Annotated in this window: 21 protein-coding genes; 10 read left to right on the forward strand and 11 right to left on the reverse strand. The window is 65.1% G+C overall.

The features are described from left to right. Positions 1-295: 295 nt before the first annotated feature. Genes hisS through AC1ROK_RS06140 form a run of 4 tightly spaced genes read left to right on the forward strand, consistent with a single transcriptional unit; the run spans position 296 to position 4,303 of the window. Entirely contained in the window at positions 296-1,741 is a 1,446-nt protein-coding gene (hisS, locus tag AC1ROK_RS06125; protein WP_492844903.1) for a histidine--tRNA ligase, read from the forward strand. Further along, positions 1,738-2,823, forward strand: a complete 1,086-nt coding sequence (locus AC1ROK_RS06130) for an ATP phosphoribosyltransferase regulatory subunit (RefSeq protein WP_492844905.1) — start codon at positions 1,738-1,740, stop codon at positions 2,821-2,823. Before hisS ends, AC1ROK_RS06130 begins: the two co-directional genes overlap by 4 nt. After that, the gene (gene hisG / locus AC1ROK_RS06135; RefSeq protein WP_055884785.1) at positions 2,820-3,554 is read left to right on the forward strand and encodes an ATP phosphoribosyltransferase; all 735 of its coding nucleotides are present in this window, start codon (positions 2,820-2,822) and stop codon (positions 3,552-3,554) included. The genes AC1ROK_RS06130 and hisG overlap by 4 nt, the downstream gene beginning before the upstream one ends. Beyond that, the gene (locus AC1ROK_RS06140; protein WP_492844908.1) at positions 3,551-4,303 is read left to right on the forward strand and encodes a TSUP family transporter; all 753 of its coding nucleotides are present in this window, start codon (positions 3,551-3,553) and stop codon (positions 4,301-4,303) included. Before hisG ends, AC1ROK_RS06140 begins: the two co-directional genes overlap by 4 nt. Positions 4,304-4,401: 98 nt before the next feature. On the opposite strand, the gene AC1ROK_RS06145 is transcribed toward AC1ROK_RS06140, so the two are convergent. After that, a complete protein-coding gene (locus AC1ROK_RS06145) occupies positions 4,402-5,181 on the reverse strand; it encodes a glycosyltransferase family 25 protein (protein ID WP_492844910.1) in 780 nt (259 codons plus the stop codon). Positions 5,182-5,351: 170 nt separating this feature from the next. On the opposite strand from AC1ROK_RS06145, the gene AC1ROK_RS06150 reads away from it, so the two are divergent. Next, positions 5,352-6,158, forward strand: coding sequence for a lysozyme inhibitor LprI family protein (locus AC1ROK_RS06150; RefSeq protein ID WP_492844912.1), 807 nt, complete (start codon positions 5,352-5,354; stop codon positions 6,156-6,158). Between the two features lie 289 nt (positions 6,159-6,447). Here the strand turns inward: AC1ROK_RS06150 and AC1ROK_RS06155 are convergent, their stop codons facing one another. The 7 genes from AC1ROK_RS06155 to AC1ROK_RS06185 form a co-directional block, all read right to left on the reverse strand. Then, positions 6,448-7,752 (reverse strand): GH1 family beta-glucosidase, encoded by a 1,305-nt coding sequence (locus AC1ROK_RS06155; protein WP_492844914.1) that lies wholly within the window; start codon positions 7,750-7,752, stop codon positions 6,448-6,450. 245 nt (positions 7,753-7,997) lie between these two features. Next, entirely contained in the window at positions 7,998-8,450 is a 453-nt protein-coding gene (locus tag AC1ROK_RS06160; protein ID WP_492844916.1) for a GNAT family N-acetyltransferase, read from the reverse strand. Positions 8,451-8,453: 3 nt separating this feature from the next. Next, positions 8,454-9,533 (reverse strand): Mrp/NBP35 family ATP-binding protein, encoded by a 1,080-nt coding sequence (locus tag AC1ROK_RS06165; protein WP_492844918.1) that lies wholly within the window; start codon positions 9,531-9,533, stop codon positions 8,454-8,456. Between the two features lie 156 nt (positions 9,534-9,689). Further along, positions 9,690-10,343 (reverse strand): fructose-6-phosphate aldolase, encoded by a 654-nt coding sequence (fsa, locus tag AC1ROK_RS06170; RefSeq protein ID WP_055884767.1) that lies wholly within the window; start codon positions 10,341-10,343, stop codon positions 9,690-9,692. A 91-nt stretch (positions 10,344-10,434) separates the two neighbouring features. Next, positions 10,435-11,619, reverse strand: coding sequence for an amino acid aminotransferase (locus AC1ROK_RS06175; RefSeq protein WP_492844920.1), 1,185 nt, complete (start codon positions 11,617-11,619; stop codon positions 10,435-10,437). A gap of 228 nt (positions 11,620-11,847) precedes the next feature. Then, positions 11,848-12,774: an electron transfer flavoprotein subunit alpha/FixB family protein gene (locus AC1ROK_RS06180; RefSeq protein WP_492844922.1), complete on the reverse strand. Its 927-nt coding sequence runs from the start codon at positions 12,772-12,774 to the stop codon at positions 11,848-11,850. Further along, on the reverse strand, positions 12,774-13,532 hold the full coding sequence (locus tag AC1ROK_RS06185; protein WP_492844924.1) for an electron transfer flavoprotein subunit beta/FixA family protein: 759 nt from the start codon (positions 13,530-13,532) through the stop codon (positions 12,774-12,776). The genes AC1ROK_RS06180 and AC1ROK_RS06185 overlap by 1 nt, the downstream gene beginning before the upstream one ends. 357 nt (positions 13,533-13,889) lie before the next feature. Between AC1ROK_RS06185 and AC1ROK_RS06190 the strand changes: the two genes are divergently transcribed. The 3 genes from AC1ROK_RS06190 to AC1ROK_RS06200 all read left to right on the forward strand — a co-directional run bounded on the left by AC1ROK_RS06190 (position 13,890) and on the right by AC1ROK_RS06200 (position 16,643). Then, a complete protein-coding gene (locus tag AC1ROK_RS06190) occupies positions 13,890-15,050 on the forward strand; it encodes a M20 aminoacylase family protein (protein WP_492844926.1) in 1,161 nt (386 codons plus the stop codon). 144 nt (positions 15,051-15,194) lie between these two features. Further along, complete coding sequence (locus tag AC1ROK_RS06195) at positions 15,195-16,247, forward strand: AbrB family transcriptional regulator (protein WP_492844928.1); 1,053 nt, start codon at positions 15,195-15,197, stop codon at positions 16,245-16,247. A gap of 75 nt (positions 16,248-16,322) precedes the next feature. Beyond that, entirely contained in the window at positions 16,323-16,643 is a 321-nt protein-coding gene (locus AC1ROK_RS06200; protein ID WP_492844930.1) for a hypothetical protein, read from the forward strand. Positions 16,644-16,830: 187 nt separating this feature from the next. Here AC1ROK_RS06200 and AC1ROK_RS06205 read toward each other — a convergent pair whose 3' ends face one another. Further along, on the reverse strand, positions 16,831-18,474 hold the full coding sequence (locus tag AC1ROK_RS06205) for an alpha-glucosidase (protein ID WP_492844933.1): 1,644 nt from the start codon (positions 18,472-18,474) through the stop codon (positions 16,831-16,833). Positions 18,475-18,630: 156 nt separating this feature from the next. On the opposite strand from AC1ROK_RS06205, the gene AC1ROK_RS06210 reads away from it, so the two are divergent. Further along, the gene (locus AC1ROK_RS06210; protein ID WP_492844936.1) at positions 18,631-19,032 is read left to right on the forward strand and encodes a DUF1761 domain-containing protein; all 402 of its coding nucleotides are present in this window, start codon (positions 18,631-18,633) and stop codon (positions 19,030-19,032) included. A 151-nt stretch (positions 19,033-19,183) separates the two neighbouring features. Here AC1ROK_RS06210 and AC1ROK_RS06215 read toward each other — a convergent pair whose 3' ends face one another. Next, entirely contained in the window at positions 19,184-19,966 is a 783-nt protein-coding gene (locus tag AC1ROK_RS06215; protein ID WP_492844938.1) for an SDR family NAD(P)-dependent oxidoreductase, read from the reverse strand. A 2-nt stretch (positions 19,967-19,968) separates the two neighbouring features. Beyond that, entirely contained in the window at positions 19,969-20,898 is a 930-nt protein-coding gene (locus AC1ROK_RS06220) for a 2-hydroxyacid dehydrogenase (protein WP_492844940.1), read from the reverse strand. A 234-nt stretch (positions 20,899-21,132) separates the two neighbouring features. Between AC1ROK_RS06220 and AC1ROK_RS06225 the strand changes: the two genes are divergently transcribed. Next, complete coding sequence (locus AC1ROK_RS06225) at positions 21,133-22,551, forward strand: circularly permuted type 2 ATP-grasp protein (protein WP_492844942.1); 1,419 nt, start codon at positions 21,133-21,135, stop codon at positions 22,549-22,551. Positions 22,552-22,741: the final 190 nt, after the last annotated feature.

A 22,741-nucleotide genomic window follows, 5' to 3' on the forward strand; every position in this document is an offset into this window, starting at 1 on the left:
CTGGAACAGAGGACCCCGGGGAGGGGTCGGCGCGGATTAGGCGCGATAGAGACCAGCTGGGTTAACGCCAGGACCGGAAACGAACATCGAATGAATCATGCGTCGCCTCCTCTTTGGTTGGCGTTGAACGAAGGGGCTGATACGCCGACTCGAACCCAATGCCAACCCCGGATGCGGCAGGCTGACGCACCACGCATGATACTGTTGCCGCAAAGACACAGGTGGTTTCCTTGAGTCAGCGGGGGCTTTCCGTTAGGAACCAGCCTCAGATTCCGGGCTCTGACCAGCAGACACCATGACCGACAAGAAGAAGCTCATCGCGCCGCGGCTGCCGCGCGGCTTCGAAGATCGTTTGCCCGCCGATATTTCGGCGGTGAACGCAATGACGGCGAAGATCCGCGCGGTCTACGAGCGCTATGGATTCGATCCGGTCGAGACGCCGCTGCTCGAATATACCGAAACGCTCGGCAAGTTCCTGCCCGACACGGACCGGCCGAACGCCGGCGTGTTCTCGTTGCAGGACGATGACGAGCAGTGGATGAGCCTGCGCTACGACCTTACGGCGCCGCTGGCCCGGCACTTTGCCGAGAACTTCCAGGATCTGGCCAAACCCTATCGCAGCTATCGGGCGGGCTATGTGTTCCGCAACGAGAAGCCGGGGCCGGGACGGTTCCGCCAGTTCATGCAGTTCGACGCCGACACGGTCGGCGCGGCGGGGCCCGAGGCCGATGCCGAAATGTGCATGATGATGGCCGACACCATGGATGCGCTGGGGCTGGCCGGCAAATACGTAGTGAAGGTGAACAACCGCAAGGTGCTGGATGGGGTGCTGGCGTCGGCGGGCGTGGTCGATGAGGGGCAGAAGCTCTCGGTGCTGCGCGCCATCGACAAGCTCGACAAGTTCGGCACCGATGGCGTGGCACTGCTGCTAGGCGAAGGCCGCAAGGACGAGAGCGGCGACTTCACCAAGGGCGCGGGGCTCAGCGACGAGCAGCGCGCCGTGGTGCTGAACTATGTGCGTGGCGAAGAGCCGGAGCACAATGAGGGGATTGCCGAGCTCAACGCCATGCAGGCGATGTTCGATGCGGCGGGCTATGGCGCGGACAGGATCAAGATCGATCCGGCGGTGGTGCGCGGGCTCGAATACTACACCGGTCCCGTCTTCGAGATCGAGCTGACCTTCAGGGTACAGAACGAGAAGGGCCAGGACGTGATGTTCGGCGCCGTGGGCGGCGGCGGGCGATATGACGGGCTGGTGAGCCGGTTCCGTTCGGAGCCGGTACCGGCAACCGGGTTCTCGATCGGCGTGTCGCGGCTTGCCCATGCGCTGCGACTCACCGGCAACCTCGGGGCAGAAGAACCGCTGGGGCCAGTGGTGGTGCTGGTGCTCGATAAGGACCAGACGGCGCGCTACCAGGCCATCACCTCGCGGCTGCGCCGCGCCGGGATCCGGGCCGAGATGTTCATGGGCAACACCAAGAATTTCGGCAAGCAAGTGGCCTATGCCGATAAGCGCAACTCGCCGGCAGTGATCATCGAAGGCACGCAGGAGCGCGAGCTGGGCAAGGTGCAGATCAAGGATCTGATCGCCGGCAAAGAGGCAGCCAAGGCGATTGCCGACAACGCCGAGTACAAGGCGGCGCGGCCGGGCCAGTTCGAATGCGACGGTGACCTCGACGCGATCGTTGCGGCCATCTCCGAACTGCCGGCGGTGGCCGCCTACCTGGATGCCGATAAGTGAAGACAGCATCCGAGCGATATGCGGCGCTGGTGCGGCTGGTCGAGTCGCGCACAGTGACGCGCGCGACGCCAGCTTTGCTGTTACCGGCAGGGCCCTATTTCGACCTCGCGGGCGAGGAATTCGGGCGGAATCTGCTGCTGACCACGACGAATAACGGGCTCGAATACTGCCTCCGTCCGGATTTCACGCTGCCGATCGCGCAGCAATATCTGGAAGACGGGCTGCTCGGGGCGCCGGCCGCCTTCACCTATCTCGGTCCGATCTTCCGCCAGCAGAACTCGACGCCGGTGGAGTTCGAGCAGGCGGGACTGGAACTCCTAGGCCAGGCGGACGCCGACAATGCGCTCGACCAGGTGCTGACCTTCGCACGCTGGGCGCTCGCCATTTACGACATTACCGCACCCAACGTGCGGCTGGGCGGCGTCGGGCTGTTCGAGGCGTTCCTCGAGGCGGCGCAGATCCCGGCGGCCTGGCGCAGCCGCATCCGCCACCGCTTCGGTCACCCCGAGGCGCTGGAGCGGCTTATGGAACGGCTGGCCAATCCGGAGGAGCGGGTGGAGGCCCCTGCCCCTGATAGCCGCGACACGGTGATCGAGATCGTGACCGATGCGATGCTGTCGGGCGGGTTGAGCCTGATCGGCAGCCGCACGCCGGAAGAGATCGCCGACCGTTATCTCGAAAAGCAGGCGCTGGAATCAGCGCCGATCCCGCCGGAAACAGTGGCTCTGCTGCAGAACTACCTCGCGGTGTCGGAGAGCACCGAGACGGCGTTCGAGCGCATCTCGGAGATGTGCAAGGAGGCCGGGTTCGATTTCGACGAACCACTGTACCAGGTGCGCAACCATGCCGCGGCGCTGGCAGCGCTGTCGCCCAATGCCGACGTGATCTTCGATGCGAGCTTCTCGCCGCGCCTCGACTACTATACCGGCATCGTGTTCGAGATGACCGGATCGGACGGCGAAGTGCTGGCCTCGGGCGGCGAGTATGATCGCATGCTGGAGCGGCTGGGCGCGGGCGAGCCGATCAAGGCCTCGGGCTGCGCGCTGTGGGTCGACCGGCTCGAGAGGGAGGCCGAACAATGAGCACCTTGCCCGGCGGCCTGACGCTCGCCATTCCCAGCAAGGGGCGGCTCGAGGAGCTGACCCGCAAGGCCTTCTCGACGGCGCGGATGAACATCGCCCGCCCGGGTGGCGCCCGCTCCTATGTCGGCTCGATCAAGAACCAGCCGCAGGTGACGGTGCGATTCTACCCAGCGGCCGAGATTGCGCGCGAGCTGATCCTCGGCGGCGTCGATATCGGCGTCACCGGCTCGGACCTGATCCACGAGGCATCCGAGAACGGCGAAGAAAACGTGCTGTTCGTGCGCGGGCTCGGTTTCGGCGAAGCCAATGTGGTCGTCGCCATCCCCGACAGCTGGATCGACGTGCAGCAGATGACCGACCTCGCCGATGTGGCGTCGGATTTCCGTTCTCGCCACGGCCGCTGGCTGCGCGTCGCCACCAAGTATGTGAACCTGACTCGGCGGCATTTCGCCAAATACGGCATCGCCGAGTATCGCATCGTCGAAAGCGCCGGGGCGACGGAATCGGCGCCGGCTGCCGGATCGGCCGACCTGATCGTCGACATCACTTCGACCGGCTCCACCCTCGCTGCCAACCAGTTGCGGGTGCTGGAGGACGGGCTGATCATGAAGTCGGAGGCGAACCTGATCGTCTCGCGCACCGCCGACTGGACGCCGTTGCGCAAGGCGCAGCTCGAGGCGCTGCTGTCGATCATGGGCGGGGTGCCGCCGGGGATCTCCACCCTGCTGTGACTTTCGACCTGACGATCCTCGTCGCCTTGGGCTTCGTGGGGCTGCTCGCGGGCTTCGTCGATGCCATTGCCGGCGGCGGCGGCTTGATCGCGCTGCCGGTGCTGCTGTCGGTAGGCATCCCGCCGGTCACCGCCTTCGGCACCAACAAGCTGCAATCAGTGGTGGGCACAGCGATCGCTGCCTTCACCTACTGGCGCAAGGGTTTTGTGTCGCTGCAACTGCTGGCGATCGCCATTCCGCTGACGTTTGTCGGCTCGTTCCTCGGGGCGCTGGCGGTCAAATCGATCGACACCACGGTGCTGCAATATGCGGTGCCGGTGGCGCTGATCGCGGTGGCGCTCTACTTCGCCTTTGCGCCCAGGCTCACCGATGAAGACAGCCACGCCCGTCTCAGCGTCGCGATTTTCGTGCCGGTGATGGGGTTCGCCATCGGATTCTACGACGGCATCCTGGGGCCGGGGACCGGCTCGTTCCTGACGCTGGGCTTCGTCACGCTGTTCGGGCTCGGGGTGACGCGAGCGGCGGGGCACACCAAGGTGCTGAACCTCACCTCGAATATCGGGGCGCTGGCGCTGTTCATCCCCTCGGGGAATGTCGTGCTGCCGGTGGCGGTGGCGATGATCATCGGCCAGATCGTCGGCGGCTATCTCGGCGCGCTCACGGGCATCCGCTTCGGCGCCAGGCTGATCCGGCCGCTTGTGGTGGTGGTCTCGATCGCGCTGGCCCTAAAACTGCTGGTGTTCCGCTAGATCGCTTCACCGTCCAAGTGAGACGGTGAAGGGATCTAAGTTGTTGATTTCGTCGCGAGATCGAACCGGAAAGGTCTGCAACCTGTCCTGATCTCGCTCTAGCGCCGGAACGTCAGCACACGGCCTTCGACGCGGCCTGCAAGCAGCAGCGCCAGCAGCTTGGCATAGAGCAGCAATTGCCGCGGGACGGCGCGAAGCTCGTCCAGCGCGGCCTGCAGCTGATGGGTGCGGGTGGTTGTCCGGGTGCGCTGGATATCGGTGACGACGGCGACCTGCTCCTGCTCGCAGATGGACGGCTCCAGCACATACGGCGCCAGGCGGTCGAACAGCGGCGAGCGGCCTGGATTGAACATCATCTGGTCGATGGGATCGTCGACCCGCGTCGTGGCGGCCAGCAGCCGACGAGCCCCTGCGGCCGAGACGACGTAGCCGGCGGTGCCGGCGCATTTACTGTAGAGCCGGCCGACCTGCCGCCCGTGGGCGGGGCGCATCAGGCGGTCCATAAAGATCGGCTTGGCTTTGCCGTGGCGCTCGAGCTTCACGACATCGGCGCCCGGCGGGATCCAGTCGCTGTCGGTGAAGAACCGAGCACAGTCTTCGGCGAGAACGGCGTCGTCCTCCAGCACCACCGCATAGGGCGCGCCGGTCTCTAGGAACAGGCGCCAGAACTTCCGATGGCTCAGGGTGCAGGCGAGATCGCCCCTGGAGATGCGGCCATGCAAGCCGGCGCGAACCTCGATCTCGGCGAATTCGGGGGCGTCGGTACGGGCGTCGACGGCGTCGATGTATTCGAACTGCAAACCCAGCCGGTCGGCCTGTTGCTGCATGAACGCCCTGCGGTCGGGGCGGCGCGCGAGATTGATCACGTAGACATGCATTCGACACCGCAGGTGGTCAGATTGGTGCTGCTTCTTGGCCAATGCCGCTGATTATGGCAAGCGCCGCAGGCGGTGGTTCAGGCTTCGTTGAGGACGCACGGAGAGTTGCGTCGTCGGCTGATGTCAAAAACGCTAGTATCTCGAACAACTTACATTCGGCAGGTGAAATTATGCGCGCATTTCTGGGCTTCATGAGCCTCATGTTTCTGCTGCTGGTCGTCTCTCCCTTGCAGGCGGCGAGCTTCGATTGCAGCAAGGCGGCCGCCGCCGACGAAGTGGCGGTGTGCCGCGACGGCGTGACCTCGGCGCTGGACAGCGAGATGGCCGGGCTATTCTACGCCTATGACAAAGTGCCGATGTTCATGGGCGCCAATGGCGCCCGGCATGACGACGCTGAGGCGTTCCTCGCCGACCGCGGCAAATGCGGCGCCGACATCACCTGCCTGCGCAAGGCGTACACCGAGCGGATCGCGGCGCTGAAGACGCAACTGGGCACAGCGATGCAGCAGTTCTCGGACCTGCAGAACCAGGTGCCACCGGTGACGGCGCCGATTCCCGCGGGAGTGGAGACGCTGATCGCCGGCTACGCCGAGCAGTGCACCAAGCTCGGCGGCACGCTGAATGCCGGCGGCGATCGCCCCGGGCTGCTGAGCGCCGACCTCGATGGCGACGGGGTCGCGGACTACGTGATCAACTCACAGCCGCTGCAGTGCAGCAATTCGGCGACGGCGTTCTGCGGCAATGGCGGCTGCTCCGTGCAGATCGCAGTATCGTCGGAGAAGTTCGCCGACCCGATCGAAGCACTCGGCGGCATGCCGACACTGGTGCAGGCCGAGACCGGGACCACGGCGCGGCTGTGGGTGGACAGCAGCAACTGCCCGAAGGCCACGGCGGACGAAGCGTGCTGGGCAACCTATGCATGGGCCGGCGGCAAGCACACGGTGACGTACGCGGCGGAGCCGGCTCCGGCGATGTAGGGGGGCGAGTCGCTCGTCGCTGCGCTCCGATCGCGCAACCTGACGGTTGCGATACCCCTCATCCGCCCCGCAGAGACGGCCTTTGGCCGTCTGCTGCCTGCGGGCACCTTCTCCCTCAAGGGGGAGAAGGTGATTACCTCAGGCATCCTAGTCGGGTGCCTTCTCCCCTTGAGGTCAGCGGACGAGGGCGTAGCCCTCGCCGCGAGGTGGCGCGTAGCGCCGGATGAGGGGTACGCGCAGCGGAGCGTAGCGCGCTATGAGCGGAGCGAGGAGCGAAGGCGCCCGCCCCTTACCGCGTGTTGTGGAGCATGCCCTGGAAGGCCCGGTAGCTGGCCTTGGGCGTTCGCACCTGGGTCTCGTAGTCGACATGCACGATGCCGAAGCGTGAGGTATAGCCTTGCGCCCATTCGTAGTTGTCGAGCAGTGACCAGGCAAAGAAGCCCCTGACATCGGCCCCCTGCCCCTGCGCGTTGGCCACGGCGCGCAGATGATCGTCGTAGAACTTCACCCGGCGCTCGTCGTTGGTCTCGCTCATGCCGGTTTCGGTGACGTAGAGCGGCAACTTGGTGTAGTCGCGGTTGACGCGGACCAGCAGGTCCTCGAGACCCCTCGGGTAAATCTCCCAGCCGAGATCGCTGGTTTCGAGATCGCCGGAGCGGCGTTCGGCGCCGAACAGCCCGTTGGGGCCGGCGGCGTAGAGGCCGCGGGTATAGTAGTTGATGCCCAGCCAATCGAGCGGGCGCGAGACGACTTCCATGTCCTTCTCGAAGCCCTCGGGCAGATAGGCCGCGAGCCGGCTGGTGAGTTCTTCGGGGTAGCGGCCTTTGAACACGCCATCGAGATACCAGCGGTTGAATAGTGCATCGCCGAGGTTCTGCGCTTCGAGGTCCTCGGCCTTGTCGGAGGCGGCCTCGGCCTTTTCGAGGTTCAGCACGATGCCCAGATTCTTGACGCTCTCGGCGCGCAGTGCGTCGATGGCGGTGCCATGGGCGAACAGCACGTGGTGCATGGCGCGGGACGCGGCGCGAAGATCGCGGTAGCCGGGCGCATGAATGCCGAGGAAGTGGCTGAGGAAGGCGACGCACCACGGCTCGTTGATGGTGGCGGTGGCGTGCAGGCGATCACCGAAATGATGGCCAACCACGGCAGCGTATTCGGCAAACCAGCTGGCGATATCGCGGTTCATCCAGCCGCCCTTGTCCTGCAGGGGGCTCGGCAGATCCCAGTGATAGAGCGTGGCGTAGGGCTTGATGCCGCGCTCGAGCATGCCGTCGATCAGGCGATCGTAGAACTCGATACCCTTGGGGTTCACCGCGCCGATCCCTTCGGGGATGAGCCGCGGCCAGGCGAAGGAGAAGCGGTAGGCGTCGAAGCCGCCATCACGGATCAGGTCGAGGTCGCCGGGCCAGCGGTTGTAGTGGTCGCAGGCGATGGCGCCGGTATCGAGGTTCTTCACGTTGCCGGGGGTAGATGAAAACGTGTCCCAGATCGAGGTGCCGCGGCCATCGGTCTGGCCGCCCTCGATCTGATAGGCGGCAGTGGCGGCACCGAAAGTGAAATTCGGGCCGAGCTCGTCACGCGAAATCGAAAACACCAGGTCACTCCTCAACAGGGCGGCGCTTGAGCGCTCGTTGTGGTCGTTCAGGGACGGCGATTCTCGACGTCCGCGGGTCAATGTAATCGATTGCATAACAGTGCGAAGCGGATGTGTCACCCCAGGCGCTGGTGGCTGTGGACCCCCACCCCTGTCCCTCCCCGCACGGGGGAGGGAGCCCCTCGCACCGACGTCGCGGTTCCATCGTCCCCCTCCCCCTTGCGGGGAGGGATCAAGGGTGGGGGTCAGCGGGCGCCGGATTGGTTGCTTGTCACCGAAGGCCACCTCAGGAAGATCAGTTCCGGATCGCCCTCGTCGAGATGCTCGAACGCTCCGGTCTGCTCGAAACCGAGTTGGGGCAGGAGCACCCGCATCGGCGTGTTGGACTCGTTGGTCGAGGTCCAGAGCTTCTCGTCGGCCGGTGTCATCGCGATGCAGTGCTCGATCAGCGCCCGGCCGATGCCGCTGCGGCGAAAGGCGGCGCCGACCATCAGCATTTCGATGAACGGCGAGCGGAAGAAGCTGCGGGTCAGCGCAACATAGCCGGCGACCGCACGATCACGTTGGGCGAGGTGGCACTGGCCGAGCGAGATCCAATCGGCAATGGCCTCGCGGCGGTCGACGCTATGGCTGGCGACGTGGTCGATGGCGATCAGCGCGTCGACATCGGCGGCGGTCGCGGGCCGGATCGACAGCATGGCTCAGGGTCTCAGCTGCGGGCTGCCTGCGAGAATGGTGCGGACGATGGCGCGGAAGGCCCGGGCCTCGGGACCATCAGGCTGGGTGGCGACGACCGGACGGCCGGCATCCGAGCTTTCGCGGATCGACATCACCAGCGGGATTTCGCCGAGGAACGGGATGTCAAAGGTCGCGGCCGCGGCCTTGGCGCCGCCATGGCCGAAGATGTCGTAGCGTTTTCCCGTGTCCGGGGCGACGAAGTAGCTCATGTTCTCGACGAGGCCGAGGATCGGCACGTCGGTGCGGAGCAGCATGTCCATCGCCTTCTTGGCGTCGATCAGCGCCAGATCCTGCGGGGTGGAGACGATGACGGCGCCGAGCAACGGCACCTGCTGGACCAGCGAGATCTGGATGTCGCCGGTGCCGGGCGGCAGGTCGACGACCAGCACATCGAGACCGCCCCAGTCGCTCTCGCGCAGCAGTTGCCGCAGCGCCGAGGTGGCCATCGGGCCGCGCCACACCACCGCCTGGTTGGCGGTGAGCATCGAGCCGATCGACATCGCCTTGAGGCCATAGGCCTCGTGCGGGGCGAAGATGCCGTCGTCGCGGACGGCGGGTTTGCCCTCAAGGCCAAGCAGCTTCGGGATCGAGGGCCCGTAAAGATCGGCGTCGAGGATGCCGGTACGCAGCCCCTCGGCGGCAAAGCCGAGGGCAAGGTTGACCGCGACGGTGGATTTGCCGACGCCGCCCTTGCCGGAGCCGACGGCGACGATATGGCGGACGCCGGGCACGGCCTCGCGCGGCGGCGGACCAGGACGGCCCTGTGCCTTGGCCTGGCCGGTCGCCGCCTGGGCGCGGTCGGAGGTCAAGGACACCATGACCTTGCGGCCCTCGGCGACCTTCTCGGCCGCGGCCTGGGCGGCAACGCGCGCCGGACCGAAGGCGGCTTCCATGCCCGGCGCGACGGAGATGGCGAAGGCCACGGCGCCGGTGGTGACGATGATCTCGCTCAAGCCCCCATAGCCTGCGAGTTCGCCGCCGCCGGGGATTTCGACGGAAGCGAGCGCGTTGCGGACGGCGGTGGCGATGAGTTCATTGGCCATGGGGGAAGCCTTGCCTGAATTTCCCCGCTGTCACCGGGTCATTCCCGCGAAAGCGGGAACCTCTGTTTGCAGTGGATGCGGCGCGCTCCGAAACGGAGGTTCCCGCTTTCGCGGGAATGACTCCGAGTGTGTGGCGCGCGCCCTGCCTTCAAACGATCAAAGGATCGACTGACCCGTCGACTTCCAGTCTTTGACGAACTGCTCGAGGCCCGACTTGGTCAGCGGGTGGTCGGCCAGCTTGTAGATCACCGCCGGCGGGATGGTGGCGACGTCGGCACCAGCGAGAGCCACTTCGGTGATGTGGTTCGGGGTACGGATCGAGGCCGCCAGGATCTCGGTGGCGAACGAGTAGTTGTCGTAGATGGTGCGGATGTTCTCGATCAGCTCGACGCCGTCGGCGTTGATATCGTCGAGGCGGCCGATGAACGGCGAGATGTAGGTAGCGCCGACCTTGGCCGCGAGCAGCGCCTGGTTGGGCGAGAAGCAGAGCGTGACGTTGGTCTTGATGCCTTCCTTGCTGAAGGTCTTGGTGGCCTTCAGCCCATCGATGGTCAGCGGCACCTTCACCACGACGTTCTCGGCGAGCTTGGCCAGCACATGGCCCTCGGCGATCATGCCATCATAGTCGGTGGCGGCGACTTCCGCCGACACCGGACCGGGGACGATCGAGCAGATCTCCTTGATCACGTCCTTGAACTGACGGCCGGACTTGGCGATCAGCGAGGGATTCGTCGTCACCCCGTCCAGCAGGCCGGTTTCATAGAGATCGCGGATGTCCTTGATCTCGGCGGTATCGACGAAGAACTTCATTTCGTTCCCCTCCAAGGGAGATGGTTAGCTGCTCTTTAGGTAGTCACAAACGGCAGTCGAGACAACGTCTCAGCAAAAGCAGAGACGAGTCTCAGCGGATGGCGGCGAGCATCTTGTCGGCGAGCTCGCCGATGCGATCCTCGGGGATTCCCGCGACGTTGATACGACTGTCGTTGATCATGTAGATGCCGTCGTCGAGCTTGAGCTTGGTGACGACATCCTCAGGCAGGCCGAGCAGCGAGAACATGCCGGTGTGTTCGGCGATGAAATCGAAATCCTTCGAGTTCGAGCGCTGCCGGATGGCGTCGGCAAGTTTGACGCGCAGGCGCTTCATCCGTTCCCGCATTTCGGTGAGTTCGGCTTCCCACTCGGCGCGCAGTTCCTTGTCCTCGAGAATGACGCGGACGATTTCGGCGCCATGGTCGGGGGTCTGGCTGATGGTGGCGCGGATGACGTTCTGCATCTGCGAGGAGACGACGTCGGCGCTATCGGAGTCCCTGGCGATGGCAATGGCGACGCCGGCGCGCTCGCGGTAGAGGCCGAAATTCTTCGACGCCGAGAAGGCGACCATCGACTCGGGCACCGAGGAGACGACCTTGCGTACGCCATAGGCGTCTGCTTCGAGCCCATCGCCGAAACCGAGATAGGCGAGATCGACCAGCGGGAAGGCGCCGGTGCGCTTGAGGCTCTCGACCACCTCATCCCACTGCGCATTGGTGAGGCTGGCGCCGGTCGGGTTGTGGCAGCAGCCGTGCAGCAAGACGATATCGTCGGAGGTGAGGGTATTGAGCGTCCCCATCATCTTGTCGAAATCGACGAGGCGCTTGGCATGGTCGAAATACGGATAGTAGACCGGGGTCAGGCCGGCGAGTTCGGCCATCGGCCAGTGGTTGGGCCAGCTCGGATCGGAAATGAAGATGCGGCCCTTGGGACGAGCGCGGCCCAGGACGTTCATCAGGATCGACAACGCACCGGTACCGCCGGCGCCGTTGACGCAGCGGATACGCTTGTTGTCGACGACGCCGCCCAGCGCCAGATCGACGATGGCAGCGGAGAATTCCTTGTTGCCGACCACGCCCTTGTAGGTCTTGGTCTTGGCGCTATCGAGGATGCGCTGCTCGGCCTTTTTCACCGAACTCATGACGGGCGTGACGCCCTTGGGATCTTTGTAGACGCCGACGCCGAGGTCGATCTTTCCGTCGCGGGGATCGGCGGCATACTCGGCCATCAGCACGAAAATCTTGTCGAGCGTGGCCTTCTTCAGGGTCTCAAACATCAGGTCTGTCCGGGGAAAACGAGAGCGGGGTGTTTATAGGCGGTGGTGGGGGAATTGCAACGGGGGTGGGCGCTGCTGCGACTTATCCAAAAGGCCCCCTCACCCGCCGCTGCGCGGCGACCTCTCCCCCAAGGGAGAGGTGGAAAGTGGCACCATAGCGCCTCAGCGTCACCTCTCCCTTGGGGGAGAGGTCGGGCCAACGGCCCGGGTGAGGGGGCCTTTTGGCGCCTACCGTTTCAACCCCGCAATCAACTGCGGCACCACTTCGAACAGATCCCCGACCAGCGCGATGTCGGCGATCTTCATCAGCGGCGCCTCGGGGTCCTTGTTGATGGCGATGATCTTCTTGGCACCCTGGATGCCGGCGAGGTGCTGCAGCGCACCGGAAATACCGATAGCGATGTAGAGATCGGGAGCGATGATCTTGCCGGTCTGGCCGACCTGCCAGTCATTGGGGGCGTAGCCGGCATCGACCGCGGCACGGGTGGCGCCGACGGCGGCGCCGAGGACCTTGGCGAGATCGGAGACCAGCGCGAATTTCTCGGCCGAGCCGAAGGAAACGCCACCGGCGACGACGACCTGGGCCGTCGATAGCTCCGGCAGGTCGCTCTCGGTGCGGTGCGCGGCGAGGAAGCGTGCAACTGTCGCGACATCGGCATCGACCGGGTGGATCGGCGCATCATTGCCCGAGGCGGCCGGCCGGAAGGCCGAGGCGCGGATGGTGAGCAGTTGCTTGTTCTGCCCCGACGACACCGTCTCGATGGCATTGCCGGCGTAGATCGGCCGATCGAAGCGGGTCGGGCCGTGGATGGCGACAACGTCGGTGACCGGCATCAGGTCGAGTTTGGCGGCCAAACGCGGGATAGCGTCGCGACCGGTGGCAGCGGCGGCGGCAACGATTTGGGTATAGGGCTCGGCAAGCCGGGCGAGCAGTGCGGCGATAGCCTCTGCCGATTGGTTGGCAAGCGCAGCGCTGTCAGCGACGAGGACCTTCTCGACGCCGGCAAGCTTTGCCGCTTCGGCGGCAACGGCGGACACGCCCTGGCCCGCAACCAGCAGATCGACCGCGCCGAGCTTTTCGGCGGCGGCAACGATGCGGGCGGTGGCGGCGGAGAGCACGCCGAGATCGTGTTCGGCGAGGACGAGGACGGCCATCAGAGCGCCTCCAGCTCGGAAAGTTCAGACTTTATCGCCGCGGTCAGCTCGGCGGCATCGGCGACCTTGCGGCCGGCAACGCGTTCGGCGGGTGGGCTGACCTTTTCGAGCGTCAGCCGCGGGGTGAGATCGACGCCGAACTCGGCGGCAGGGCGCACGGCGAGCGGCTTCGAACGCGCCTTCATCACCATGGGCAGCGCGGCGTTGCGCGGGGTGTTGAGGCGGAGGTCGGCCGTGACGATGGCGGGCAGCGAGACGCCGATGGTGGCGCGGCCGTAATCGACCTCGCGGGTAACCTCAAGGCCATCGCCTGCAACCTTGATCTCGGAGGCGAAGGTCGCCTGCGGCCAGTCGAGCAGGCCGGCCAGCATCTGGCCGACCTGGTTGGAATCGTCATCCACGGCTTGCTTGCCAAGCAGCACCAGGTCGGGCTTCTCCTCGGCGACCACGGCCTGCAGTAGTTTCGCTACGGCCAGGGTTTCGACGCGGCCATCGGCCTCAATCAGGATGCCGCGATGTGCGCCCATGGCGAGGGCGGTGAGGATGACGTCATTGCTTTGCCTGGGGCCGATGGAAACGACGACGATCTCGGTGGCGTGGCCGGCTTCGGCGAGCTGAACCGCGGCTTCCACGGCGTGCTTGTCGAAGGGGTTCATCGACATCCGCACGTTCTCGGTCTCGACGCCCGAACCATCGGGACGGACACGGACGCGCACGGCGTGATCGACGACGCGCTTGACGGCAACGAGGATTTTCATCGGTTCCTCCAGTGTTGACGGGTGTTTGGCAAATATGACGCAGAGGGGCAAGTTCGGGCGGGGAAATTCTGACTAGCGGGAGGGAAGTTGAGAGAATGGCGTGCCTCGGGTGCCGACAGGTTAGTGCAGGAAGAGTCCCCCCCCACCCTGTCCCTCCCCCGCAAGGGGGGAGGAGACCAAAACACTACCGTCGGAGTTGGCGTCTCCCTCCCTTGCGGGGAGGGGACAGGGGTGGGGGTATCTTGGGAACTCGATAGCAGTGGCAATGCCAATGATCTCGTCGTTACGACCTCTGGCGGGTTGACGCCCTACCCTGCTCCCCCGCACAGTGCGCGCTTACTAGCGTTCAGGTTTTCCATGCCCGTTATCAATCGTATCGCGGAATTCGCCGACGAGGTCGCCGAATGGCGCCGCGACTTCCATGTGCACCCCGAACTTCAGTACGAACTGCCCCGCACATCGGGGAAAGTCGCCGAGCTGCTGCGCTCGTTCGGCGTCGACGAAGTGGTCACCGGCATCGCGAAAAGCGGTGTCGTGGGCGTGATCAAGGGCCGTGGCCCCGGCAAGACCATCGGCATCCGCGCCGATATGGATGCGCTGCCGATCCTCGAGCGCACCGGCCTCGACTATGCCAGCCAGGCGCCGGGCCGGATGCATGCCTGCGGGCATGACGGCCACACGGCGATCCTGCTCGGCACGGCGAAGTACCTGGCCGAGACACGCAACTTCGACGGCAACGCGGTGATGATCTTCCAGCCGGCCGAAGAGGGCGGCGCCGGCGGGCGCGCCATGGTGGAAGCCGGCATCATGGACCGCTTCGGCATCGACGAGGTCTATGGGCTGCACAACATGCCCGGTCAGGAAGCCGGCAGCATTGCCATGCGGGTCGGCGGCCTGATGGCCGCAAGCGACGAGTTCAACATCGTGATCGAGGGCCAGGGCGGGCACGCCGCGTGGCCGCATAACACGGTGGACCCGGTGATGATCGCAGCGCAGTTGATCACCGCGCTGCACACCATCGTGTCGCGCGAGATCGACCCGATCCGCTCGGCGGTATTGTCGGTGACGATGATGCAGGGCGGCGAGGCGTTCAACATCATCCCGCAGAAGGTGAAGCTCACCGGCACGGTACGCTCGCTGAACGACGAAGTGCGCGACCTGATGGAAGAGCGGCTGAAGGCCGTGACCAAGGGCATCGTCGAAACGTTCGGCGGCACGGCGGAGGTGAACTATCGTCGCGGCTACCCCGTCGTGGAGAATACGCCGGACGAGACCGCCTATGCCGCGGCCATTGCCGCTACAGTGGTGGGCGACGACCGGGTGGACGCCAATGTCGACCCCAAGATGGGCGGCGAGGACTTTGCCTACATGCTGCAGGCGCGGCCGGGCGCCTATGTATTCCTCGGCAACGGGCCAAGCTCCGAACTGCACTCGGACACCTACAACTTCAACGACGAGATCATCCCGGTCGGGGTGAGCTTCTTCGTGAAACTGGTCGAGGGCGCGTCGCAGCGGTGACGTGATCGTAGTGTGCTTGGCGCCCCTCACCCCGGGCTAGGGTGAGGGGCGCCAAGCGCTCGATATTCGCCCAACGGCCTGCTTCCCCCACCGTGCAAACTCGTCGATAGTTAGCGTCCTAGCCATCTCGACTCGTTCCGCCAAATGACCTCCCCCCTGCCCGCCGGCACTGTTGTCCGCCGGACACTCGTCACATTGCTGATCTCGGCGGCCGGCGGCGGATTGGCGGCGCTGGCCAATCTGCCCGCCGCGTGGCTGATGGGCGGGGCGCTCGCGGTGGCGATCGCGGCGCTGATGGGCGTCAAGGTGATGCTGCCCACCTGGCTGCGCGACGCGACCTTCGTCTTCACCGGTCTGTCGATGGGCGCGGCGGTGGCGCGCGATTCGCTGACGCTGATCGTGCAATGGCCGGTGACGCTGGCGGCGCTGGCGGTGGAGCTGATCCTGATCATCACGCTCACCGGGTTCCTGTTGCGGAAGCTCTTCGGGCTCGACCGCGGCACCGCCTATCTCAGCTCCTTCCCCGGGCATCTGAGCTTCGTGATGTCGATCGCGGCGGCGGGCGTCGGCGACACCCGGCAGATCATCATCATCCAGGTGATCCGCATCCTGATCCTCACCATCTGCGTGCCGATCGGAGCGCTGTTCCTGCCGATCGGGCACTATGAAGGCGCGCCGGTGCAGGCGCCGATGGGGTTCGAGACGCTGCTGCCGGTAGCCATCGCCTGCGCCATCGCGGGGTTCATCCTGACCAAGCTGCGGGCGCCGGCCGGCTATGTGCTCGGCGCCATGGCGGTGGCGATCTGCGCCAAGTTCGCCGGGCTGTTCGAGGGCGCCATGCCGCAGCCGCTGCTGATCGCGACCTTCATCATGATCGGGGCGCTGATCGGCTCGCGCTTCAACGGCATCACCCGCGCCGAGTTCAAGCAGGCGGCGATCGGCGGGCTGGCCGGCACGGCGCTGACCGTCGCCATCGCCACGGGGGTGACGCTGGCTGTGGCGCCGTTCGTCGACATGCCGTTCGGGCAGATCTGGCTCGGGCTGTCGCCGGGAGCGCTCGAGGGGATGGGCGCACTCGGCATCGCGCTGGGTTTCGATACCGCGTTCATCGCGGCACACCATGTGAGTCGGCTGCTGATGCTCACCTTCGCCATCCCGGTGGTCGCGATGCTTATTCGCGACAAGGACTTGCCTTAAGCGATAGGGACTTGAGAGAAGCCGCAAGCCTGCCCAAATCCTCGGGCACATGCCTCCCGGTCCATGGAGACTCAGATGCTGCGCCCGCTTGTCCTCACCATCGTTGCCGCCACCCTGTTCGCAGCCGGCCCGGCGATGGCGCGCGAAAACTGCAACCTCAACGACAACCTGCCGGGGCTGAAGATCGAGTTCGGCTTCTCGGTCGGCGGCAAGTCGGGTGGCGACGGCGACAGCTTCGACCAGGACGTCGTCAAGATGGAGCTGCGCAAGCGCGGCGTCGACGCCCGCTCGGTCAGCCGCGCTTCGGATGGCTGCATCGAGGCCTTCGTGCAGTACCCGGATGGCACATGGCACAGCGACTATTATGATCCCGATACTTGGGAACAGGTGGACTGAACCGGGCAACAACGCTGCGCTGCCATCTCAGCTGCGCGGAACGATCTTGACCCAGGCTTTGGACTATCACCGGGTCATTCCCGCGAAAGCGGGAACCTCTGTTTCTCGCCTGCGGCACCATCGCAAACGGAGATCCCCGCTTTCGCGGGGATGACACCGCGGGTAGCAGTCTGTTCCTGAAGTGCTTTTAGCGCTTCCTCCGCCCGCCGAACGCCACCTGCATTTCACCCGTCGCAAAGAAGGCGAAGCCGTTGGCTTCGAGCTTCAGCTTGCTCTTTCGGCGCTCGGCGCCGTGCGAGAGCTCCAGCGGCTCGAGCCCCTCGCCGCCGTCGAGCGTTACGGTGAGCGGGTCGACGGAGAGGTTGAACAGGCAGGTGATGGCGCCGTCCTTGCCGGTGCGGCGGAAGGCGAGCAGCGGTTCGGCGACTTTGAGGAACTCGATATCGCCTGAGGCGAAGACCGGGTGGGCCCGGCGGAAGGCCAGCGCTCTGCGGTAAAAGTTCAGCGTCGAGTCGGGGTCGGCGTTCTGGCCGGCGACATTGAGGGCCGAGTGGTTCGGCTTCACCGGCAACCACGGTTTGCCAGAGGAGAAACCGTTGGGGGCCTCGCCCTCATCCCATGGCATCGGCGTGCGGGCGCCATCGCGACCCTTGTATTCGGGCCAGAAGCGGATGCCCGGCGGATCGGTCAGCTCCTCGAACAGGATATCGGCTTCGGGCAGGCCGAGTTCCTCGCCCTGGTAGAGGCAGACCGAGCCCTTGAAGCTCAGCAGCATCGCGGCCGCCTGGCGGGCGAGATCGGCCGGGTTCCGCGAGTACGGTGCCCAGCGCGTCGTGTGACGGTTCACGTCGTGGTTGGAAAAGCTCCAGCACGGCCAACCATTCGGCGCCCCGGCGAAGAACTTCGCCATCTTGGTGCGGAAATGCTCGGCGGTGAACTCGGGGCCGAGCATGTCGAAGGTATAGGCCATGTGCAGCTTATCGCCGCCGGAGGTGTACTCCTCCATCAACTGCAGGCCGCGATGGCTGTCGCCGACCTCGCCGACCGTGGTGGTGCCGGGATACTGGTCGAGCAGTTTGCGTACCCGCTTCAGGAACCCGACGTTCTCGGGCTGGCTCTTGCCGAACTTGTGGTCCTGCATGTCGTAGGGGTTGACGGCATAGGGCAGGTGTTTGGGTCGGCGCGCCGGCGGATTGTTCCTGAGCAGCTTGTCCTGGAAGTAGTAGTTCACCGTGTCGAGCCGGAAGCCATCGACGCCACGCTCCAGCCAGAAGCGCATGACGTCGAGCACCGCATCCTGCACATCCGGATTGTGGAAGTTGAGGTCGGGCTGCTCGATCAGAAAATTGTGGAAGTAGTACTGGCCACGACTGGGGTTCCATTCCCAGGCGCGGCCGCCGAACACCGATGGCCAGTTATTGGGCGGCGAGCCGTCGCGCTTGGGGTCGGCCCAGACATACCAGTCGGCCTTGGCGTTGGTGCGGTTGAGCCGGCTCTCGCGAAACCACGGATGCATGTCCGAGGAGTGGCTCAGCACCTGGTCGATGATCACCTTGAGACCCAGCGCGTGAGCGCGTTTGATCAGGTCGTCGAAATCCTCGAGGCTGCCGAACAGGCGGTCGACTTCCTTGTAGTCGGAAACGTCGTAGCCCATGTCCTTCTGGGGCGACTGGTTGATGGGGCTCAGCCAGATGCAATCGACGCCGAGACTGGCGATGTGATCGAGACGACGCATGATGCCCGGCAGGTCGCCGATGCCATCACCATTGCTGTCCTGAAACGAGCGTGGGTAGACCTGATAGATCACCGCGCCGCGCCACCAATCCGTCATCGAAGTCTCCGCCGTTTCGTATTTTGCAGTGTCGCGAGGGGCTGTCGGAAAGGCAATCGCTTTGACGGCATGGGAGTTCCGCACCGATTGCGGCACAGTTTGCTTCGGCGCTAGAATTTATCCGGGGCGCGAGGGGCGCCCTGGGGAGTTCAAACAATGCTGCCGATCAACTGGTTGGCCGTGCTTGTCGCCGCGATCATCCGCATGGCCGTGGGCTTTGCCTGGTACTCGCCGCCGCTGCTGCTGAAACCGTGGCAGGCGCTCACCGGGGTGACGCCGGAGACGATGAAGGCGGGGCTCGGCAAGGCCATGGTGGTAGATGTCATCGCCTCGCTGGTCATGTCGTTCGCGCTCGCCAATATCATCGTCGGCGCCAACATCAGCGACTGGCTCAACGGCGCACTGGCCGGCTTCTGGGTCTGGCTCGGCTTCCAGGCGACGCTGCTGGTGTCGCTATGGGGCTATGAAAACCGCTCGCTGAAGCTGATCGCCATCAACCTCGGCAACAACCTGATCGCGCTGCTACTGATGGGAGCGCTGCTGGCGGTTTGGCGGTAGGCCCGCCCCTCCCCACAAGGGATCGCAGCAGCGTCCCCGGGGGAAGGGAGACCAGGACACGATCGTCAAAGCGTCCCCTCCCGCTCGCGCGGGAGCGACGGGGTTGCACTCAATCTCCCTGCACCGACCGCTCGGCGCGTGGGCCCTGCCCTCAGCTCTCGTAGGCTGCCGATGGGAACTGCGTGGCATACTTGCCGCCGGAGCAGTCGATCGAGGCGCCGGTGATGTACTGGGCCTGGTCCGAGGCGAGGAAGCAGAGCAGGTTGGCCACGTCCTCCGGGTTGCCCCAGTGGCGGAGCGTCAGGGTGTCGAGCAACCGCTGCTGGCGGGCGTCAGGCAGGTTAGCGAAACCGTTCATATCGGTGGGGATCATACCGGGCGAATAGGAGTTCACCGTGACGTTGAACGGGCCAAGCTCGCCAGCCAGTACGCGGGTGAACTGCACTACCGCGGATTTGCTCGCCGCATAGGCGGCGCTGCCGATCGAGGGGATGATGGCGGCGAATGATGCCGCGTTGAGGATGCGGCCCGAGGCCTGGCGCTGCATGATCGGCGCCACTGCCTGACACATCAGGAAGGTGCCCTTGGTATTGGTGTCGAAATTGGCGTCCCACACCGCCTCGGCCAGCTTGTCGACCCGCGCCCCGCTGGCAACGCCTGCATTGTTGACGAGGATATCGACCCGGCCGAACGCCTCGTCCACGGCGCTCACCGCGGCGTTGACCTGGGCCGCCTCGCGCACGTCGCAGAGGATACGGAGGCCGGGCCAGCCGGCTTCTGTCCACTCCATCGCGGCATCGTCGAGCAGATCCTGCCGGAAATCGATGATGGCGACGGTGACGCCTTCGGTGGCGAGGGTCCGCGCGATGACGCGGCCGATGCCTCGGCCGGCGCCGGTGACGATGGCAACTTTGCCTCTGAGATCAATCAGCATGATCAGACCACCGCGCTGAGCAGAGGTTCGCCGGCGAAGTGCGCGACGATATTGGCAACGACCAGATCCCCCATTTTGTTGCGCGTCTGGTGGGTGGCGCTGCCCTGGTGCGGCGACAGCACGACATTGTCGAGCGTGAAGAAGCCCTCGGGCACCTGCGGCTCCTTCTCGAACACGTCGAGCGCCGCGCCGCCGAGCTTTTTCGATTGCAGCAACTCGAGCATCGCCGCTTCGTCGATCAGCGTGCCGCGGGCGACGTTGACGATGAAGCCCTCGGGGCCGAGCGCCTCGAGCACTTCGCGCGAAACGATCTTCTCGGTGCCCTTGCCGCCCGGCGCGATGATCACCAGCCAATCGCTGTCGCGGGCCATGTCGATGAGCTTGTCGTAGAAGATATAGGGTTCGTCATGCTGGCGGCTGCGGCCGTGATAGACGACGCGCATCTTCATGGCCTGGCAGCGGTTGGCGATCTCCTTGCCGATGCGGCCGAGCCCGAGGATGCCGACGGTCTTGCCGTTGAGCTCGGTGAGCAGCGGGAAGCTCGAGTTCGGCCACTTGCCCTGGCGGACGAACTGATCGCCCTGCGGGATACGACGGGCGAGCCCGATCATCAGGCCCAGGGTGAGCTCAGCGACCGCATCGTTGAGCACGTTCGGAGTGTTGGTGACGCGGATATTCCGCTGTTTGGCGGCCCTGGTGTCGATCGAGTCGTAGCCGACGCCGAAATTGGCGATGATCTCGAGCTTGGGGAGCTTGTCCATCAGCGCGCCATCGACATTGCCGCCGGCGATAGCGCGGATTTTGCCGGCCACCGACTTGATCAACGCCTCCTTGTCCGCCGCCTCATGCAGTTTGTGCACGGTGTAGCGTTCGGCGAGCGCCTTCTCGCAGCGATCGAGCAGCTTGTGAGTCTGGAGAATCTCTTCCGGCATTGGTCCCATCCCTATTCGGCGCAAGGTTGTATGGCAGTTTTGCGCGAGGGTGAAGGCGACGTTGGTGGGGGTGTGATCATGTCGGTCGGCCGGTGGTTGTGGCCCCCCACCGCCTGTGGTGGGGGCCAGCCCGCACCGGGCGCGAGACATTCACGCCGAACCCGGCTTGCCGCCCCCCGGCAAACGTGTACCAATGCAAATCGAGTGGGATAGGCCGCAAGCCCTTGGGAGTTGATGTCCGCAACGCCGTTTGACGAAATGACTAATGCGGATGCCTCTGTCCGCGCGCCCTACCACATCCTGGAAGAGTGGCTGAAAGAGCAGCCTCCGCAAGCCTTGGGTCTGATGTCGGCTGACGCCGAAGCTTTGTTCCGGCGGCTCGGTATTACCTTCGCCGTCTATGGCAGCAACGAGGGCACCGAAAAGCTCATCCCGTTCGACATCATCCCGCGCATCATCTCGGCGATGGAGTGGCGGCGGCTTTCGAAGGGCATCGAGCAGCGGGTTCGGGCGCTCAACGCCTTCCTCTACGACATCTACCACCGCCAGGAGATCCTGAAGGCCGGGCGGGTGCCGGAAAAGCTGATCCTCAACAACTCGGCGTTCTGCCCGGAAATGATGGGGCTCGATCCGGCGCGCGGGGTCTATTCGCACATCATCGGCGTCGACATCGTCAGGACCGGACCGGACGATTTCTACGTGCTCGAGGACAATCTCCGCACCCCCTCGGGAGTCAGCTATATGCTGGAGAACCGCGAGGCGATGCTGCAGCTCGCCCCCGAGCTGTTCCAGCGCTACAAGGTAGCGCCGGTCGAGACCTATCCGGAGACGTTGCGGCGGACGATGGAGAGCGTGGCGCCGGCAGGCGTGCATGGCTCGCCCAACCTCGTGGTGCTGACCCCAGGCATCTACAATTCGGCCTATTTCGAGCACTCGTTCCTCGCCGACCAGATGGGCGCCGAGCTCTGCGAGGGGCAGGACCTGTTCGTCGACGGCGGCAAGGTTTTCATGCGCACGACCAGGGGGCCGGAGCGGGTCGACGTGATCTACCGCCGGATCGACGACGATTTCCTCGACCCGCTGACCTTTCGGCCCGATTCCATGCTGGGCGTGCCGGGGCTGTTCGATGCCTATCGAGCCGGCAACGTCACGCTGGTCAACGCGCCGGGCACCGGCATCGCCGACGACAAGGCGGTCTATGTCTACGTGCCGGAGATCATCGAGTTCTATCTCGGCGAGAAGGCGCTGCTCAAAAACGTCCCCACCTACAACTGCACCAACGACGATGAGCGGGCCTATGTGCTCGAGCACCTCGAAGAACTGGTGGTGAAAGAGGTGCACGGCTCAGGCGGCTACGGCATGCTGGTCGGGCCGGCCTCGACCAAGGCGATGCGCGAGGAGTTCCGCAAGAAGATCCTCGCCCGCCCCGACAACTACATCGTGCAGCCGACGCTGGCGCTGAGCACCTGCCCGACCTTCGTCGACAAGGGGATCGCGCCGCGACATGTGGATTTGCGGCCCTATGTGCTGTGCGGCGACGATATCCGGATCACCCCCGGCGGATTGACGCGCGTGGCGCTGAAGAAGGGCTCGCTGGTGGTGAACTCGTCGCAGGGCGGCGGGACCAAGGACACCTGGGTGCTGGAGGATTGAGGATGCACTTTGACCTCGAAACTAGCCCCCTGGTCCCTTCTCCCCTGAGGGGAGAAGGTGGCGCGCAGCGCCGGATGAGGGGTTCAGCCTCTCCATTCGCGCTCACTGCACCGCTGAACCCCTCACCCAAGCTCTGCTACGTCGCTTCGCTCCCAGCGTCGCTACCCTCTCCCCTCAGGGGCGAGGGATC

It is taken from the genome of Devosia sp. GW821-FHT12F11 (genome assembly GCF_058806655.1).

Bases quoted from the DNA above. Each gene is read 5' to 3' on its own strand.
- hisS (WP_492844903.1), top strand. From the start codon at position 296: ATGACCGACAAGAAGAAGCTCATCGCGCCGCGGCTGCCGCGCGGCTTC.
- hisG (WP_055884785.1), top strand. From the start codon at position 2,820: ATGAGCACCTTGCCCGGCGGCCTGACGCTCGCCATTCCCAGCAAGGGG.
- AC1ROK_RS06145 (WP_492844910.1), bottom strand. From the start codon at position 5,181: ATGCATGTCTACGTGATCAATCTCGCGCGCCGCCCCGACCGCAGGGCG.
- AC1ROK_RS06150 (WP_492844912.1), top strand. From the start codon at position 5,352: ATGCGCGCATTTCTGGGCTTCATGAGCCTCATGTTTCTGCTGCTGGTC.
- AC1ROK_RS06160 (WP_492844916.1), bottom strand. From the start codon at position 8,450: ATGCTGTCGATCCGGCCCGCGACCGCCGCCGATGTCGACGCGCTGATC.
- AC1ROK_RS06165 (WP_492844918.1), bottom strand. From the start codon at position 9,533: ATGGCCAATGAACTCATCGCCACCGCCGTCCGCAACGCGCTCGCTTCC.
- fsa (WP_055884767.1), bottom strand. From the start codon at position 10,343: ATGAAGTTCTTCGTCGATACCGCCGAGATCAAGGACATCCGCGATCTC.
- AC1ROK_RS06175 (WP_492844920.1), bottom strand. From the start codon at position 11,619: ATGTTTGAGACCCTGAAGAAGGCCACGCTCGACAAGATTTTCGTGCTG.
- AC1ROK_RS06180 (WP_492844922.1), bottom strand. From the start codon at position 12,774: ATGGCCGTCCTCGTCCTCGCCGAACACGATCTCGGCGTGCTCTCCGCC.
- AC1ROK_RS06185 (WP_492844924.1), bottom strand. From the start codon at position 13,532: ATGAAAATCCTCGTTGCCGTCAAGCGCGTCGTCGATCACGCCGTGCGC.
- AC1ROK_RS06190 (WP_492844926.1), top strand. From the start codon at position 13,890: ATGCCCGTTATCAATCGTATCGCGGAATTCGCCGACGAGGTCGCCGAA.
- AC1ROK_RS06195 (WP_492844928.1), top strand. From the start codon at position 15,195: ATGACCTCCCCCCTGCCCGCCGGCACTGTTGTCCGCCGGACACTCGTC.
- AC1ROK_RS06200 (WP_492844930.1), top strand. From the start codon at position 16,323: ATGCTGCGCCCGCTTGTCCTCACCATCGTTGCCGCCACCCTGTTCGCA.
- AC1ROK_RS06205 (WP_492844933.1), bottom strand. From the start codon at position 18,474: ATGACGGATTGGTGGCGCGGCGCGGTGATCTATCAGGTCTACCCACGC.
- AC1ROK_RS06210 (WP_492844936.1), top strand. From the start codon at position 18,631: ATGCTGCCGATCAACTGGTTGGCCGTGCTTGTCGCCGCGATCATCCGC.
- AC1ROK_RS06215 (WP_492844938.1), bottom strand. From the start codon at position 19,966: ATGCTGATTGATCTCAGAGGCAAAGTTGCCATCGTCACCGGCGCCGGC.
- AC1ROK_RS06220 (WP_492844940.1), bottom strand. From the start codon at position 20,898: ATGCCGGAAGAGATTCTCCAGACTCACAAGCTGCTCGATCGCTGCGAG.
- AC1ROK_RS06225 (WP_492844942.1), top strand. From the start codon at position 21,133: ATGTCCGCAACGCCGTTTGACGAAATGACTAATGCGGATGCCTCTGTC.